General features: G+C 55.5%; 13 protein-coding genes and 1 pseudogene. 9 read left to right on the top strand and 5 right to left on the bottom strand.

The features are described from left to right. Positions 1-50: 50 nt before the first annotated feature. Complete coding sequence (upp, locus tag P3C52_RS11300) at positions 51-677, bottom strand: uracil phosphoribosyltransferase (RefSeq protein ID WP_275555095.1); 627 nt, start codon at positions 675-677, stop codon at positions 51-53. Positions 678-913: 236 nt separating this feature from the next. Here upp and purM point away from each other — a divergent pair, with 236 nt between their 5' ends. The 5 genes and pseudogenes from purM (at position 914) to P3C52_RS11275 (ending at position 4,076) form a co-directional block, all read left to right on the top strand. Continuing rightward, positions 914-1,951 (top strand): phosphoribosylformylglycinamidine cyclo-ligase, encoded by a 1,038-nt coding sequence (purM, locus tag P3C52_RS11295; RefSeq protein ID WP_275555094.1) that lies wholly within the window; start codon positions 914-916, stop codon positions 1,949-1,951. Next, positions 1,948-2,586, top strand: a complete 639-nt coding sequence (gene purN, locus P3C52_RS11290) for a phosphoribosylglycinamide formyltransferase (RefSeq protein WP_275555093.1) — start codon at positions 1,948-1,950, stop codon at positions 2,584-2,586. Before purM ends, purN begins: the two co-directional genes overlap by 4 nt. A gap of 331 nt (positions 2,587-2,917) precedes the next feature. Next, positions 2,918-3,139 (top strand): annotated as a pseudogene (locus P3C52_RS11285) (type VI secretion system tube protein Hcp); the annotation flags it as partial. Continuing rightward, positions 3,139-3,501, top strand: coding sequence for a tlde1 domain-containing protein (locus P3C52_RS11280; RefSeq protein WP_275555092.1), 363 nt, complete (start codon positions 3,139-3,141; stop codon positions 3,499-3,501). The pseudogene P3C52_RS11285 and the gene P3C52_RS11280, both read left to right, overlap by 1 nt. Further along, a complete protein-coding gene (locus tag P3C52_RS11275; protein WP_275555091.1) occupies positions 3,498-4,076 on the top strand; it encodes a hypothetical protein in 579 nt (192 codons plus the stop codon). The genes P3C52_RS11280 and P3C52_RS11275 overlap by 4 nt, the downstream gene beginning before the upstream one ends. A 220-nt stretch (positions 4,077-4,296) precedes the next feature. Here P3C52_RS11275 and pstB read toward each other — a convergent pair whose 3' ends face one another. The 3 genes from pstB to P3C52_RS11260 are packed head-to-tail and all read right to left on the bottom strand — an operon-like array spanning position 4,297 to position 8,857. Beyond that, positions 4,297-5,064, bottom strand: coding sequence for a phosphate ABC transporter ATP-binding protein PstB (gene pstB / locus P3C52_RS11270; protein WP_275555090.1), 768 nt, complete (start codon positions 5,062-5,064; stop codon positions 4,297-4,299). An 11-nt stretch (positions 5,065-5,075) separates the two neighbouring features. Continuing rightward, entirely contained in the window at positions 5,076-6,725 is a 1,650-nt protein-coding gene (gene pstA, locus P3C52_RS11265; RefSeq protein WP_275555089.1) for a phosphate ABC transporter permease PstA, read from the bottom strand. Then, complete coding sequence (locus P3C52_RS11260) at positions 6,722-8,857, bottom strand: ABC transporter permease subunit (protein WP_275555088.1); 2,136 nt, start codon at positions 8,855-8,857, stop codon at positions 6,722-6,724. The genes pstA and P3C52_RS11260 overlap by 4 nt, the downstream gene beginning before the upstream one ends. 151 nt (positions 8,858-9,008) lie before the next feature. Between P3C52_RS11260 and ppk1 the strand changes: the two genes are divergently transcribed. Genes ppk1 through tehB form a run of 3 tightly spaced genes read left to right on the top strand, consistent with a single transcriptional unit; the run spans position 9,009 to position 13,262 of the window. Beyond that, positions 9,009-11,069, top strand: coding sequence for a polyphosphate kinase 1 (ppk1, locus tag P3C52_RS11255; RefSeq protein WP_275555087.1), 2,061 nt, complete (start codon positions 9,009-9,011; stop codon positions 11,067-11,069). A 6-nt stretch (positions 11,070-11,075) separates the two neighbouring features. Then, complete coding sequence (ppx, locus tag P3C52_RS11250; RefSeq protein WP_275555086.1) at positions 11,076-12,602, top strand: exopolyphosphatase; 1,527 nt, start codon at positions 11,076-11,078, stop codon at positions 12,600-12,602. 57 nt (positions 12,603-12,659) lie between these two features. After that, the gene (gene tehB / locus P3C52_RS11245) at positions 12,660-13,262 is read left to right on the top strand and encodes a tellurite resistance methyltransferase TehB (RefSeq protein WP_275555084.1); all 603 of its coding nucleotides are present in this window, start codon (positions 12,660-12,662) and stop codon (positions 13,260-13,262) included. Here the strand turns inward: tehB and P3C52_RS11240 are convergent, their stop codons facing one another. After that, positions 13,263-15,455 (bottom strand): EAL domain-containing protein, encoded by a 2,193-nt coding sequence (locus P3C52_RS11240; RefSeq protein WP_275555083.1) that lies wholly within the window; start codon positions 15,453-15,455, stop codon positions 13,263-13,265. Positions 15,456-15,735: 280 nt separating this feature from the next. Here P3C52_RS11240 and P3C52_RS11235 point away from each other — a divergent pair, with 280 nt between their 5' ends. Further along, the gene (locus P3C52_RS11235; RefSeq protein WP_275555082.1) at positions 15,736-15,927 is read left to right on the top strand and encodes a YfgG family protein; all 192 of its coding nucleotides are present in this window, start codon (positions 15,736-15,738) and stop codon (positions 15,925-15,927) included. Positions 15,928-15,963: the final 36 nt, after the last annotated feature.

Raw genomic sequence — 15,963 nt, 5'->3', positions numbered from 1 at the left:
TTGAGATGTTTTTGGCAAAAAAAAGCCGACTCTGCGGTCGGCTGAATAGGTTATTTGGTTCCGAAAATCTTATCGCCCGCGTCGCCAAGACCGGGAATGATGTAGCCTTTCTCGTTCAGGCCCTGATCGATGGAGGCGGTATAAAGCTCAACGTCGGGATGCGCTTTCTCCAGCGCGGCGATCCCTTCCGGCGCGGCCACCAGCACCAACACCTTAATGGAGTTGCATCCGGCCTTTTTCAGCAGGTCGATAGTGGCGATCATCGAGCCGCCGGTCGCCAGCATCGGATCCACCACCAACGCCATGCGCTCTTCGATGTTGGAAACCAGCTTCTGGAAATAGGGAACCGGCTCCAGTGTCTCTTCATCACGGTAGACGCCCACCACGCTGATGCGCGCGCTCGGCACATGCTCCAGCACTCCTTCCATCATGCCAAGACCGGCACGCAGAATAGGCACAACGGTAATTTTTTTGCCTTTGATCTGGTCGATTTCTACCGGACCGTTCCAGCCTTCAATGGTCACTTTTTCCGTTTCCAGATCGGCGGTGGCTTCGTAGGTCAGCAAACTCCCCACTTCAGACGCCAGTTCGCGAAAGCGCTTGGTACTCACATCTTGCTCACGCATCAGGCCCAGTTTATGTTTGACGAGCGGGTGTTTGACTTCCACGATCTTCATTGTTGTACTCCCGGAGTGTTGAGCGGAAAAAAAAATCGCGGGATTATACCGCCTTTTGCCGGTCGCGCCATATGGGGAAAGGCAATAAAGCGTAAAAGCAACGTCCTGCGCTAAGCATCAGCCAAAAATCAGCAAACCGCAATGTCAGCCTCAGATGGCACTCGCAAACGTTTGCCTGCGCTGTTAGAATTGCCGCGCTTTAATTTAAACCGCAAAAACCGCGTGGGGAAACCGCTGTGACCGACAAAACCTCTCTCAGCTATAAAGACGCAGGCGTCGATATTGATGCCGGCAACGCGTTAGTCGATCGAATCAAAGGCGTGGTGAAAAAAACCCGTCGGCCAGAAGTCATGGGTGGCCTCGGCGGCTTCGGCGCGCTCTGCGCGCTACCGCAAAAATATCGTGAGCCCGTGCTGGTGTCCGGCACCGATGGCGTGGGCACCAAACTGCGTCTGGCGATGGATCTGAAGCGTCACGACGCCATCGGCATCGACCTGGTGGCAATGTGCGTTAACGATCTGGTGGTTCAGGGCGCTGAGCCCCTCTTTTTCCTTGATTACTACGCCACCGGCAAGCTGGATGTGGATACCGCATCGGCGGTGATCGCGGGTATTGCGGAAGGCTGTTTGCAGTCAGGCTGCGCGCTGGTTGGCGGTGAAACCGCAGAGATGCCGGGCATGTATCACGGCGAAGATTACGATGTGGCAGGCTTCTGCGTCGGCGTGGTGGAAAAATCAGAAATCATCGACGGCAGCAAAGTCCAGGACGGCGACGTGCTGATCGCCCTCGCCTCCAGCGGCCCGCACTCTAACGGCTATTCGCTGGTGCGTAAAATTCTTGAGGTGAGTCAGACCGATCCGCTGAGCAAGCAGCTCGACGGCAAACCGTTGGCCGATCATCTGCTGGCACCAACACGCATCTACGTTAAAAACATCCTCAGCCTGATTGAGCAGATCGATGTTCATGCCATTGCTCATCTGACCGGCGGCGGCTTCTGGGAAAATATTCCGCGCGTGCTGCCGGACAATACCCAGGCGGTTATTGATGAAGCGAGCTGGCAGTGGCCAGCGGTATTTGACTGGCTTCAGCAGGCAGGCAACGTCAGCCGCCACGAAATGTACCGCACCTTTAACTGCGGCGTCGGCATGGTGATTGCCGTAAGCGCTGACGAAGCGGACAAAGCGGTTGAGCTGATGAACGCTGCCGGCGAGCAGGCGTGGAAAATCGGCGTAATTGCCGCCTCTGACGCAGAAGAGCGTGTGGTTATCAAATGAAGCGGCTGGTCGTGCTGGTATCGGGCAACGGCAGCAACCTGCAGGCAATCCTTGATGCCTGCGAACAGGGCCGTATCGATGCCCGCGTAGCGGCGGTATTCAGCAATAAAGCGAGCGCGTTCGGCCTTGAACGCGCCCGTCAGGCGGGTATTGATGCGTATGCGCTCTCCGCCGCCGATTATGAAAGCCGCGAAGCCTTCGATCGCCAGCTGATTGCCCGGATCGATGACTACGCGCCCGATCTGGTGGTGCTGGCAGGCTATATGCGAATCCTCAGCCCGGCCTTTGTCGCCCGCTATCACGATCGGCTGCTGAATATCCATCCTTCTTTACTGCCGAAATATCCCGGTCTGCATACACATCGTCAGGCGATCGCCAACGGCGACAGCGAACATGGCACCTCGGTGCATTTTGTTACTGACCAGCTGGACGGCGGCCCGGTGATATTGCAGGCGAAGGTGCCGGTTTTCAGCAATGACAGCGAAGAGGACGTGATCGCGCGTGTTCAACAGCAGGAATACGCCATCTATCCGCTGGTGATCAGCTGGTTTGTTGATGGCCGTCTGGTCATGCGCGATAACGCCGCCTGGCTTGACGGCGCGAAACTGCCGTCCAACGGCTACGCGGGCGAATAATTGACCAATATATAACCATTCCGGTCTGTGTTCTCACAGGCCTTTTTTTTCAGGAACTGAAGCCCAACCGTGTAAAACGGTACGCCAAATATATTTCCAGCCAGATTTAGTAAATAAAGAAAACGAGGGGTTTATTTACTCTTGTCATTGATGCTGACATTCAATATCACTGACGAAATATGAGCATCAATATTATTAACGACGCGGAAGTATCTATAATATCTGTGACGAATCACTTATTTATTATTTTTCCTCTTCATATAGCGCCATTGATAAATGACAGGGAGGGAAGCATAGAGATAAATGAGTTAATGCATTCTGTAGAACAGCCTATAGATTTTCTGACAGGCAAGAGGAGGAGGAATATTTCAGGACTACGCTGGAGAACGTTAAGGTAACAGAAATAGAACCTTTCATGCTGGACATTAAAAATCCTTACTGGGAAAGACATGAGCATCTTGAATACGTAGATTTAGCTTATGAAAAAATCACATGGCACTATCTGGACGGTAATATTGTTCACTCTGATTCATGGAAAGGACAGGCTATATAATGACATGGGAATACGAAGTAGCAACGCACACATTTACCCGCAATGGTGAAAAATACACGGCAAATTACGCAGGTGCAACAGGATATAAGAATGATAGTTCTCAGGAATGCGTAAGCGGTAAAGGGCCACTTCCCAGAGGAACTTATACAATCGGCCATCCTCATAACTCTGTTCATACTGGTAAATACACGCTCAACCTTACTCCCAACCTGAGCAATGTGATGTGTGAGCGTTCTGTTTTTCGTATTCATGGTGCAAGTAAGAAACATCCACTGGATTCATCAGAAGGCTGTATTATCGCTTCTGTCAGCGTCAGAAAGAGCATTTGGGCCAGTGGTGACAGGGAGTTGAAGGTGAAATGAAATTTCTTCTCCTTATTCTTTCTATTATCTCTCCTGTTGCTATGGCTAAACAAATGGAAGGTTTTGATGCCAACTACTACCGGGATGATCTATCCGTCTCCAACTACGACACCAATAAAAGTTTAGTGCCTGATGTCATTATTGGCGATACCGTCTTTGTAATGGCGTTTAGCAAACTGGCAGACATTACAGAAACGACTGGCGTAGCGGTCATCCAGGGCGACCAGGCATCATGGCTTTGCCTTGCATCTAATAATGTTAATTACTGGTTTATCTCTGATAATGAGATGGGGCAAGGCGATTTAACATCTATCGCAATTGCTAAGGCAGGACGACAAAAAGGCTGTTCTTCTTATCATGGTGATTTGAGCGTTACGGTTAAAGGCATTCCTTTGCTGAGTGCGTCATTAGAAAATGTCTCATCGACATTCTCGAACAAGCCAAATGGCAACATCATCCAGTATTGTACTGACACCAAAAGCTACGGTGATTTCACTCAGATGAATTGCCTGCAATATTATCTTAAAAACAAGAAAATTATTGGTCTGTTTATTAGTCAGGTTACGTCCAACTAAATATCTTAAAAGAGGCGGCCAGCGGGTAGCCTTTTCTTTTAGAGTCATTAAATCAGCGCTGCGTTCTGCATTTCCAGTTATTTAACAGCCGCTTCAAGGTCATTCAGGACTATTTAAAAATAAGTTTTATACGTCTGACTTTCACGCCACCGTTGCTGGCCTGAACCACTTTCGCAATTTTTTTCCTGCGCGCAGCCGTTTGAAAGCCAGCGCGCTTTGTTCAGCCAAAACGACCGGTAATATAATCTTCGGTGCGCCGCTGCTTCGGCGTGGTAAACAGCGTATCGGTATCGGCGAACTCCACCACCTTTCCCTGATGAATAAACGCGGTATAGTCCGAAACGCGAGCCGCCTGCTGCATATTATGGGTGACCAGAATCAGGGTGAAATGCTGCTTCAGCGTGGTCATCAGCTCTTCAATCACCAGCGTGGAGATGGGATCCAGCGCCGAGGTCGGCTCATCCAGCAGTAGCACTTCCGGCTCAATGGCAATGGCGCGCGCAATCACCAGCCGCTGCTGCTGGCCGCTGGAGAGCGTCAGGGCATTCTGCCGCAGACTATCCTTCACTTCCGGCCACAGCGCCGCCGCCCGCAGCGCCCGCTCCACCGCCTCATTTAAAATGCGCCGATCGCGCACGCCCTGCAGGCGCAGGCCGTACACCACATTTTCATAGATCGATTTGGGAAACGGATTGGGGCGCTGAAACACCATCCCGACGCGGCGGCGCAGCGCCGAAAGATCGCCGCCTTCCTCCAGGATGTTACGCCGATCCAGCAGGATCTCGCCCTCAATGCGGCAACAATCGATGACATCGTTCATGCGGTTAAAGCAGCGCAGCAGCGTGGATTTTCCGCAGCCGGATGGCCCAATCAGCGCCGTAATACGGTTTTTCGGGATCGCTAAGCTAATCGAATCCAGCGCCTGTTTGTCGCCATACCAGAGGGAAAGATTATTAATCGTCAGCGCGGTTTCAGTTTCAGCCGTCATGGTTCTCACCGTTATTGCACCAGCGAGCGGTAGCGCTCGCGCAGACGATGGCGCAAACCCATCGCCGTAAGATTTAAGCCCAGAATAATCATCACCAGCAACAGCGCCGTGGCGTACACCACCGGGCGATCGGCCTCGGCGTTGGGGCTTTGAAACGCCAGATCGTAAATCTGGAAGCCGAGGTGCATAAACTTGCGGTCAAGATGCAGATAGGGGAACACGCCGTCTACCGGCAGCTCCGGCGCCATTTTCACCACGCCCACCAGCATCAGCGGCGCCGTTTCGCCCGCCGCACGTGCCACCGCCAGAATCAGGCCGGTCAGCATCGCGGGCGCTGCCTGCGGCAGCGTCACGTACCAGAGTGTTTCTGCCCGCGTTGCCCCCAGCGCCAGCGAGCCGTGCCGCAGGCTGGCGGGAATACGCGACAGCCCCTCCTCGGTCGCCACAATCACTACCGGCAACGTCAGCAGCGCCAGCGTCAGCGACGCCCACAGCAGGCCCGGCGTGCCGAACGTGGGATTAGGCAGCGCCGTGGCGTAAAACAGCTGGTCGATGGTGCCACCGATCAGCCAGACATAAAAGCCCAGGCCAAATACGCCGTAGACAATCGACGGCACGCCCGCCAGGTTAGCCACCGCAATACGCACCAGCCGCGTTAGCGGATGCTGACCGGCATATTCATGCAGCCAGACGGCGACCACCACCCCCAGCGGCATTACCACTACCGACATCAACAACACCATCAGCACCGTGCCGAAAATAGCCGGGAAAGCGCCCCCTTCGCCATGGGTAGCATCTGGCGAGTCAGCCACGAAATGCCACAGCTGAAGTAAGAAGTGATGCCATTTCTGCGCGAAACTCATAGCGTTGGGATACCAGGCGTCGCTGATTTGCGCCAGCGGAATACGGTGCAACTGCCCGTTAGTATCGCGCAACATCAACGCATTGCGCGCGCTCTCTTCCAGCAGCGAAGCGCGGCGCTCCGCCTGTACGGCGAACTGGCGCTGTAACTCAGCGCGATTCGCCATCAGCATTGACCTCTCCTGCTCATTCTCCTGCCCGCTGGCCTTTTGCTTTAACGCTTCCACCTCCAGCGCCTCAAGCTGCGCCGTAATATGCGCCATATCGCTGCGCCGGATGCGTTCGGCCAGCTCCAGCAACTGATGCGTCTGCTGCAGGCGCTGCCGTAAAGCTTCCTGCATATTCTGAGCGGTGAGCGGCTGCTGATTTTCATACAGCCCGGCAAACCAGCCAAGCGCATCGCCGCCGACGCGCCGTTGCAGCACCAGCACGTCATGCGGCTGCTCGCGTCGCTGAATATCGCTCTCCAGCAGCGTGCGGAAATCGGGCGCGGCAAAATCGCGGTTGCCGGTTTTTATCAGATAGCGGGTAACGCGATCCGGTAGCTGCCGGGCCTGCGGCAAACCAGCGTCGATCAGCTGCTGGCGCGGCAGCGACTGAATGCTGACCACTTCGCCCAACAGCTGCGCCTCGCCAGCAGCGGGCTGCGCCAGGGTAAACAGCGTCACCGGCTGCGGCCAGAAATGACGCAGCCCCTGCCAGGCGAGCAGCAGCAACAGCAGCAGAAAAGCCAGCAGGCTGAAGGTGACCGCGCCAGCCGTCAGCCAGCGCCAGCGATCGTTTTGCCTGAGCGCGTTCATCCCTGCCCCTCATGTTGTCCATAGCGGCGACGTAAGTTCTGACGGACCACTTCCGCCAGCGTATTCAGCACCAGCGTAAATATCAGCAGCACCAGCGCGCTAAGAAACAGAATGCGATAATGGGCGCTGCCCGCCGCCGCTTCCGGCATCTCCACGGCGATATTGGCCGAAAGCGCGCGCACGCCGTGAAACAGATCGCCTTCGGTTACCGGCGTATTGCCCGTCGCCATCAGTACAATCATCGTTTCTCCCACCGCCCGGCCAAAGCCGATCATCAGCGCGGCGAAAATGCCGGAAGCGGCGCTGGGCAGGATCACCCGCGACAGCGTCTGCCACGCCGTGGCGCCCAGCGCCAGCGAGCCCTGCCCCAGCGCGACCGGCACGCTAAAAATGGCGTCTTCCGCCAAGGTGAAGATCAGCGGCACCAGCGCAAAACCCATTGCCAGCGCGGCAACCAGCAGGTTGCGTTGCTCGTAGCCGCCCGGCAGCCGTTCGGCGAGCGGTCTGCCCCACAGCGCTATATCAGCTAACGGCATTAGCCACAGGCAGAGCGCGCTTACCAGCAGCAACAGCGGCACCAGCAGCCAGACTTCGCGGCCCGGCCCATCCAGCCGTTGACGCCAGCGCGCCGGCAAACGGCGCAGCAGCGGGCCGCACAGCAGCAGCGCCGCCGTCAGAGCGAAAGGCAGCAGCAGCACGCCGGAAAGCCGGGAAGCGATCTGCGGCGCCAGCCACAGACTGGCAAACAGCCCCACCACCACGCTGGGCAACGCGCCCATCATCTCGATTGCTGGCTTGATCCAGCGGCGCAGCGCGGGCGACATAAACCATGCGGTATAGCTGGCGGCGGCCAGCGCCAGCGGCGTGGCAAACAGCATCGCTAATGCAGCGGCCTTCAGCGTACCGGCAACCATCGGCACCAGACTGAATTTGGCCTGATAAGGATCGTCAACCGCCGTTGATTGCCAGACCCAGTCCGGCTGCGGATAGTTTTCATACCAGACTTTCTGCCACAGGCTGCGCAGACTGATGTCAGGCCAGGGGTTATCGACGCGCCAGTATTGCCAACCATCGGCCCGCTCGATGAGCAAGCCGTCGCCCTGTGGCGTAAAGCGCGCCTGCTGAACGCCCGCGCCCAGCGCATGGGTAAAGAAAGCGCCGTCACGTTTGCTGGCGAACATCTGCATCTCACCCGCCGCGCTCAGGGTGGCAAAAACCCGGCGCTGCGGCTCGGTAATTAATAATTCCTGAGCGCGCGCACCGTTGAAATCGCGAATACGATGCAGATGAACGCCTTTGGCGTCAGCAATATCAAACCACTGGCTGATGCCGGAGGCGTCGGCGAGCAGCAGCGAGCGACCACCGCTCAGTAACGCCATCTGGCGCGGCGGCTGCGCTAAAGCAATGGTGTCGCGCAGCGTAACCTGCTGGCCGTTTATCTGCCAGACGCGCAGCGTGCGATCGCTGGCGGCGAACAGCAGTTTGCCGTTGGGCGCCAGCAGCAGTTGGCTAATCGGGCCGCTGGCCAGCGTATCGCTCTGTATCGGCTGGCCCGCCGTTAACCGCAGCAGACGGATCTGTTCTCCATCGCTTAGCGCCGCCAGCCACTGCCGCTCGCCGCTGGCCGCCAGCGCCGCCTGCCTGACTCCACGCATGCGGCTGTTAATATCGCTATCGCCAAGCGGAAATTTCCAGCGCGGCTGCCCATCCTCAGCGCTAAAGTCAGGTTGGACCAGTCTGAAATTGCCATCCGCCTGCAACAACAGTAGGCTGCTGTTATCGGCGGTTGCCGCGCTTATCAGCGGGCCACGCGCCAGTTTCAACGCCGGCTCAGGCTGTGCGCCGTTCAGCGCGAAGAAACGGCCATTGCCCTGCGTATCAATATGCCAGCCCCAGCCATCCTTAACGCCCAGCGCCGTGGCCGGCTGGTTCGACAGCGCAGGCTGAAGCGGGCCTGGCCGCACCGAGGGCGTGGCGAACAGCGGCATTACCACCCAGAGCAGCCAGATAAAGAGCAGCATCATCACCAGCAGTACGCTAATGCCGCAGGCACCGATCGCGCGCGCGGTCAGGCGGTCAACAAAACGCCGGTTGCGGTTGCTGTAGTGAACGGGGATATGATTATCGATCATCGAGCCTGCGGTTCCTTGCTAATGGAGCCGCTATGTTGCCCGTAGCTCTCTGATATGACAACCATTGAGGTTAGACATTGCTGCCATACTCTCGCCATAATGGACGTGGAAACTGGATACCCTCGTCTCAAATCAGCATAACGGAGCCATAATGGGTCAGGAAAAGCTATACATCGAAAAAGAACTGAGCTGGTTATCCTTTAATGAGCGCGTGCTACAGGAAGCCGCCGATAAAACTAATCCACTGATTGAGCGTATGCGCTTTCTTGGCATCTACTCCAATAACCTGGAAGAGTTTTATAAAGTGCGCTTCGCTGACCTGAAACGCCGCATTCTGATTGGCGAGGAGCAGGGTTCGCCGAGTACGCCGCGCCATCTGCTGAAAAAAATCCAGCAGCGCGTGCTGCGCGCCGACCAGGAATTTGATGGTTTATATAACGATCTGCTGCTGGAGATGGCGCGTAATCAAATCTTCCTGATCAACGAGCGCCAGCTGTCGCCCAATCAGCAAAGCTGGCTGCGTCACTACTTTAAGCATGAGCTGCGCCAGCACGTTACGCCGATTCTGATTAACCACGATACCGATCTGATTGAATTCCTGAAGGATGATTACACCTACCTGGCGGTGGAGATCATTCGCGGCGCGGATATCCGCTATGCGCTGCTGGAGATCCCATCAGATAAAGTGCCGCGCTTTGTCAATCTGCCAGCGGAATCGCCGCGCCGTCGCAAGCCGATGATCCTGTTGGATAATATTCTGCGCTACTGCCTGGATGATATTTTTAAAGGCTTTTTCGACTACGACGCGCTGAATGCCTATTCGATGAAAATGACGCGCGACGCCGAGTACGATCTGGTTACCGAAATGGAATCGAGCCTGCTGGAACTGATGTCCTCCAGCCTGAAACAGCGCCTGACCGCCGAGCCGGTACGCTTTGTTTATCAGCGCGATATGCCGGATGCGATGGTAGAGCTGCTGCGCGATAAGCTCAATATTTCTAACTACGACTCCATCGTGCCCGGCGGCCGTTACCATAACTTTAAAGATTTCATCAGTTTTCCGAATGTCGGCAAAACCAACCTGGTGAATAAGCCGATGCCGCAGCTGCGTCATATCTGGTTCGATGGCTTCCGCAACGGTTTCGACGCTATCCGCAATCACGATGTGCTGCTTTACTATCCTTATCACACCTTTGAGCATGTGCTGGAGCTGCTGCGCCAGGCGTCGTTCGATCCCAGCGTGCTGGCGATTAAGATCAACATTTATCGCGTGGCGAAAAACTCACGCATTATCGATGCGATGATCCATGCCGCCTATAACGGCAAAAAGGTCACGGTGGTGGTGGAATTACAGGCGCGCTTTGATGAAGAAGCGAATATTCACTGGGCCAAGCGCCTGACGGAAGCGGGCGTTCACGTTATTTTCTCGGCGCCTGGGCTGAAAATTCACGCCAAGCTGTTTCTTATCTCGCGCCGTGAAGGTGAAGAAGTTGTGCGCTATGCGCATATCGGCACCGGTAATTTTAATGAGAAAACCGCGCGCATTTATACCGACTATTCGCTGTTAACCGCCGATGCGCGAATTACCAATGAAGTGCGCCGGGTCTTTAACTTTATTGAAAACCCTTATCGCCCGGTGAGCTTTGATTATCTGATGGTGTCGCCGCAGAACTCGCGCCGCATGCTCTACCAGCTGATCGATGAAGAGATCGCCAATGCGCAGCAGGGCATTCCGGCTGGGATTACGCTGAAAGTAAATAACCTGGTCGATAAAGGGCTGGTGGATCGACTCTATACCGCTTCCAGCGTCGGCGTGAAGGTAAATCTGCTGGTGCGCGGCATGTGTTCATTGATCCCTAATCTGGAGGGGATCAGCGAAAATATCCGCGTAATTAGCATCGTTGACCGCTATCTGGAACACGATCGGGTTTATATCTTCGATAACGGCGGCGATAAAAAAGTCTTTCTTTCTTCCGCCGACTGGATGACCCGCAACATCGATTACCGTATCGAAGTGGCGGTGGCGATCCTTGATCCTGTTCTGAAACAGCGCGTGCTGGATATTATTGCCATCCTGTTCAGTGATACTGTTAAAGCCCGCATTATTGATAAAGAACTGAGTAACCGTTATGTCCCGCGTGGCAACCGCCGTAAAGTGCGCGCACAACAGGCCATTTATGATTACATCAAATCTCTGGAACAACCTGAATAATTCACTATGCCGATAACCCACAAAAACATGCCCCGACCGCAAGAATTTGCCGCTATTGACCTCGGTTCCAATAGCTTCCACATGGTGATTGCCCGCGTAGTGGACGGTGCGATGCAGGTGCTGGGCCGCCTGAAACAGCGCGTGCATCTGGCGGACGGGCTGGGCGCGGATAACGTTCTGAGCGAAGAGGCGATTCAGCGCGGCTTAAGCTGCCTGGCGCTGTTTGCCGAACGTCTGCAGGGCTTTAGCGCCTCCAACGTGACGATTGTCGGTACCCATACGCTGCGCCAGGCGATCAATGCGCAGGACTTTTTGCAGCGTGCGGCAGAGGTGATCCCTTACCCGATTGAAGTGATTTCCGGCCACGAAGAGGCGCGCCTGATTTTTATGGGCGTTGAACATACGCAGCCGGAAAAAGGGCGCAAGCTGGTGATCGATATTGGCGGCGGCTCTACCGAGTTGGTGATTGGCGAAGATTTTGAGCCCAAGCTGGTAGAAAGTCGCCGTATGGGCTGCGTCAGCTTTGCCAATCTCTATTTTCCCAACGGCATCATCAGTCAGGAAAATTTTCGCCGCGCGCGGCTGGCGGCAGCACAAAAGCTGGAAACGCTCGCCTGGCAATATCGGCTGCTCGGCTGGCAATACGCGCTCGGCGCGTCGGGCACCATCAAAGCGGCCTGCGAAGTGCTGCAGGCGATGGGTGAAAAAGAGAAGCTGGTTACCCCCGAACGGCTGGATATGCTCTATGACGAAGTCATAAAACATAAATCCTTCGCCGCCCTGAGCCTGCCTGGTCTGTCGGAGGAGCGTAAGGCGGTGTTTGTGCCTGGCCTGGCAATTTTGTGCGGCGTGTTCGACGCGCTGGCGATCCGCGAGCTGCGCCTTTCTGACGGCGCGCTGCGCGAAGGCGTGCTGTATGAAATGGAAGGCCGCTTCCGCCATCAGGATATTCGCAGCCGTACCGCGCAAAGCCTGGCTAATCACTACAATATCGACAGCGAGCAGGCGCGGCGCGTGCTGGAAACCACGGACGATCTCTGGCAGCAGTGGCGCGATCAAAATCCCCGGCTGGCCAACCCTCAACTGGCGGCGCTGCTGAAATGGGCGGCGATGCTGCATGAAGTGGGCTTAACCATCAACCACAGCGGGATGCAGCGCCACTCCGCCTATATCCTGCAAAATACCAACCTGCCCGGCTTTAACCAGGATCAACAGCTGCTGCTGGCTACGCTGGTACGCTATCACCGCAAAGCGATGAAGGCCGACGATCTGCCACGTTTTACGCTGTTTAAAAAGAAGCAGATCCTGCCGTTGGTGTTTTTACTGCGTCTCGGCACATTGCTGAACAATCAGCGCCAGGCGACCACCAGGCCGGAGCGGCTAACGCTGGTCACGGATGAAGGTCACTGGACGCTGCGCTTTCCGGCGGGATATTTCAGCCAGAATACGCTGGTGCAGCTCGATCTGGAGCGTGAGCAGACCTACTGGCAGGATGTCTCCGGCTGGAAGCTGACGATAGAAGAAGAGGCGTAAAGTACGCCAGCGAATACGGGCGGCGCTTCCTCCGCCCGCATCAATCAGAAACCGATCATGACTACACGTCCCGATAATTACTTCACTGAAAAATATCAGCTTACCGCCACGCACTCAGAAGTGGTGGCGGCGCTACCGTTACTGACGCCCGGCAAAGCGCTGGATGTGGGCTGCGGCAGCGGACGCAACGCGCTCTGGCTGAACATGAAAGGGTTTGACGTTACCGCCTGGGATAAAAACCCGCAGAGCATCGCGCGGCTGAACCAGATCATCGCCGCCGAAGCGCTGAGCGGCATTGAAACGCAGATCGTCGATCTCAACAGCCAGCGCTTTAACGGGGCCTATAACTTTGTGTTGTCCACCGTGGTGATGATGTTTTTGCAGCCGGAAACCATTCCGCAGCTGATCGCCGATATGCAGGCCAGTACGGTAAGAGACGGCTACAACCTGATTGTCGCCGCGATGGATACCGCAGATTATCCCTGCCCGCTGCCCTTTTCCTTCACCTTTAAATCGGGCGAGCTGAGCCACTATTACCGCAACTGGCAGATCGTGAAATATAACGAGGATGTCGGCCAGCTGCACCGCACCGATGAAAACGGCAACCGCATCAGCCTGCGCTTTGCCACGCTGCTGGCAAAAAAGGCGCCGGCGGAGTAATTACTCCCCAACCAGCGACGTTAACGGCTGCAGTTCACTAATGGCGAAGCCCTGCAAATAATCCACGCCCAGTGCGCGCAGGGCTGTCGCCACCGCCTCTGATTCCACCGATTCCGCCACGATCTGCATGCGTTTCAGGCGCGCGACCCGACAGATAGATTCAATAATTTGATAGTCCAGCGGGCTGTGCAGCATGTTCTTGATAAAACTGCCGTCAATTTTCAGGATGTCGGCCTGCAGCGTTTTCAACTGCAGGTAGCTGGCATAGCCGACGCCGAAATTATCGATCGCGATGCGGCAGCCCATCTGGCGCAGACGATTAATGTTGCGATAGCACACGGTAAAGTCGATGGTTCCCGTCGCTTCGCTGATTTCCATGATCAGCTGCCAGGGCTCAACCTGATAGCTTTTCAGCAGCCGCTCCAGCTCGTTAACAAAATGGGGCCGGTAAAGCGTGGCGGCGTGAATATTGACTGCAAAACGCATGGCAGGCATCGATTCGCGGCAGCGATCGATAAAGCTCAGCGCATGTTCCAGCACCCAGCGATCCACTTCCCACGTCAAACCAAATTCCTGCACCACAGGTAAAAAACGGTCCGGCGTCAGCTGCTCTCCCTGCTCATCAATCAGCCTTAACAACAGTTCGTGATAATCATCGCCGCGCAGACCCTCAATGCGCTGCGCCATCATCACAAAGCGCTCGTTATCCAGCGCCAGCTGAACTTCGCTCAGCTGCGCCAGCTTCTCTTTGACGTGGCGCTGAGCGTTGACGTTACCCAGCTGCAAAAGCTCCGCCTGATGGCTGCGCAGCGAAAACTCCGCCATTTCGCTCAGTTCGCCCAACAGACCGGGCAAATTATTGACCGGCGGCACCACATGGCAGTAGCTGATGCCGATATCGGGCTGTAGCGGCAATCCCTGCCAGCGCAGGCTGTAGCTGTTTACCCGATCGCTAATCTGTTGGATGCGATCTTCGTAAGTAGCTTTATTCAGCCGTAGCGCCAGCGCAAAGCCCGGCAGATGGTAAATCACCTCATTGGCATCCAGTAATGGCTGCAAATGCGCGGCTAGCCGCCGCTTATACTCAATGCGCAGATCCAGTCCCCAGGTGCGGCTAAGGCGATCCAGATCGGGAATACGTAAAAAACAGAGCGTGGAGGAAGCCTGCTGCGTCAGCATTACTTTTAGCGCGCGCAGATTGGGCAGATCCACCACCGGATCCACCAGCGCCGCCGCGCGCGATTTCTTAATCAACCGGCGCTGGCGCACGCCGTTAACTGCCGTAAAGTAAAGTATTAGCGACCAGACCAGCAAATTACTGGTGTTAATCGCCAGATGCAGCGAGATCTCAGGACGGGTATGAAACTGATACAACAAAATCAGCACCATCGCCCACGCCAGCGCGGTAAACAGATAGCCGAAGCGGGCTGCCGACCACAGCATGGTGGGCAATAAGAGTAACAAAGCGAAATCGCCCATCGCCTGATTTCGCAGCTCGCTGTGTAAAATCATCAGCAGACCGACCAGCGACACCAGCCAGAAAAACCAGATTTTTATCTCCGCTGCGCTGACGCTTTCCGCGATTTGCTGACGCAGCAGGTTTATCTGACGCGAAAAATAGCGCGGATGGCGAAAGCAGCGCAGCATCATGGTGTAAAGCGGCAGCACCGCCACGCAGGAGAGTAAAAACGCCTGGTAATTAATCAGCGTGCGTAGCGTGAGCGGATTGCGATTAAAAATGGAGGTGTCGGCGGATACGACGCCAAGCGTAACCATAATTTGCAATAAAGAGACCAGCAGCGTCGGCAGGAAAAAACCGATCCAGAACAGCCGCATCAAACCAAGCCCCTGCATGCCCGGCCCGGCGCCCCAGCTTCTTCCCGCCCAGATTCGATAGCCCAGCCAACAGATGCTGATACAGCTGATAAAAAGCGTGGAGGTGATCAGCGCATGGCCCGGCGAAAAAACCATCAGGTAGCGCCACAACAGCGACAGCGCAATGCCGGGCAGCGCCGCCCAGTCAAAGACTGACAACAGCGCAATCGCTAATGTCACCGGTAAAAACAGCAGATAAACCGGGCCGTCAGGCAGCTGCAGCTTGACTGAAAGCGCGCCGGAAAGCGGCATCAGCAGCAGCGCCAGCCATAGGGGAATACCCCACCAGCTCCGGCGAAAGCGACTAAACGATGACAAATTATACCCGGTAAACAAGAACGGCCTCTCCGGTAAGATGAGGCTCATGACAAGAGCCGCACAGCGCAAAAAAACGTTCTCATACTAATTTCCGCCCAGCTTTCAGGTTTGATATACGTCAAACAGCAACGCTAAAAGCGCGCCTGTCACTATCTTGTTTAGCCTGTGGACAGGTTAGCTCCGCTAGCTTTAGATCATTAATGACGGCGCTCATTGACCTGAAGATAGCGCTGTGCCTAAATTGTTTCTCCGCCTTCGGGCCTGCTACAGGAGACTCTGCGTGAATAGCATTACCTCATTGCGAAAGCGCCGTAAAACTGGCCGAATGACCCGCATTGTGTTGCTTATTAGCTTTATAATTTTACTCGGCCGTTTGTTGTATGTTTTGCCCGGCGCATTTCAGCACCATCAGGAAAAAAAAGTAAATATGGAGACGCCGGTCGCGACTCAGCCCGTCAATAATGAGCCATGACGCGAGCGTTAAGTTGCCTTTGTCGAGACAACTTAC

This window comes from Mixta sp. Marseille-Q2659 (genome assembly GCF_940807255.1).
Classification (GTDB): domain Bacteria; phylum Pseudomonadota; class Gammaproteobacteria; order Enterobacterales; family Enterobacteriaceae; genus Mixta.
Note: the sequence above shows the minus strand (reverse complement) of the source record. Positions and strands in the feature narration are given on the sequence as shown.

Bases quoted from the DNA above. Each gene is read 5' to 3' on its own strand.
- upp (WP_275555095.1), bottom strand. From the start codon at position 677: ATGAAGATCGTGGAAGTCAAACACCCGCTCGTCAAACATAAACTGGGC.
- purN (WP_275555093.1), top strand. From the start codon at position 1,948: ATGAAGCGGCTGGTCGTGCTGGTATCGGGCAACGGCAGCAACCTGCAG.
- P3C52_RS11280 (WP_275555092.1), top strand. From the start codon at position 3,139: ATGACATGGGAATACGAAGTAGCAACGCACACATTTACCCGCAATGGT.
- P3C52_RS11275 (WP_275555091.1), top strand. From the start codon at position 3,498: ATGAAATTTCTTCTCCTTATTCTTTCTATTATCTCTCCTGTTGCTATG.
- pstB (WP_275555090.1), bottom strand. From the start codon at position 5,064: ATGACGGCTGAAACTGAAACCGCGCTGACGATTAATAATCTTTCCCTC.
- pstA (WP_275555089.1), bottom strand. From the start codon at position 6,725: ATGAACGCGCTCAGGCAAAACGATCGCTGGCGCTGGCTGACGGCTGGC.
- P3C52_RS11260 (WP_275555088.1), bottom strand. From the start codon at position 8,857: ATGATCGATAATCATATCCCCGTTCACTACAGCAACCGCAACCGGCGT.
- ppk1 (WP_275555087.1), top strand. From the start codon at position 9,009: ATGGGTCAGGAAAAGCTATACATCGAAAAAGAACTGAGCTGGTTATCC.
- ppx (WP_275555086.1), top strand. From the start codon at position 11,076: ATGCCGATAACCCACAAAAACATGCCCCGACCGCAAGAATTTGCCGCT.
- tehB (WP_275555084.1), top strand. From the start codon at position 12,660: ATGACTACACGTCCCGATAATTACTTCACTGAAAAATATCAGCTTACC.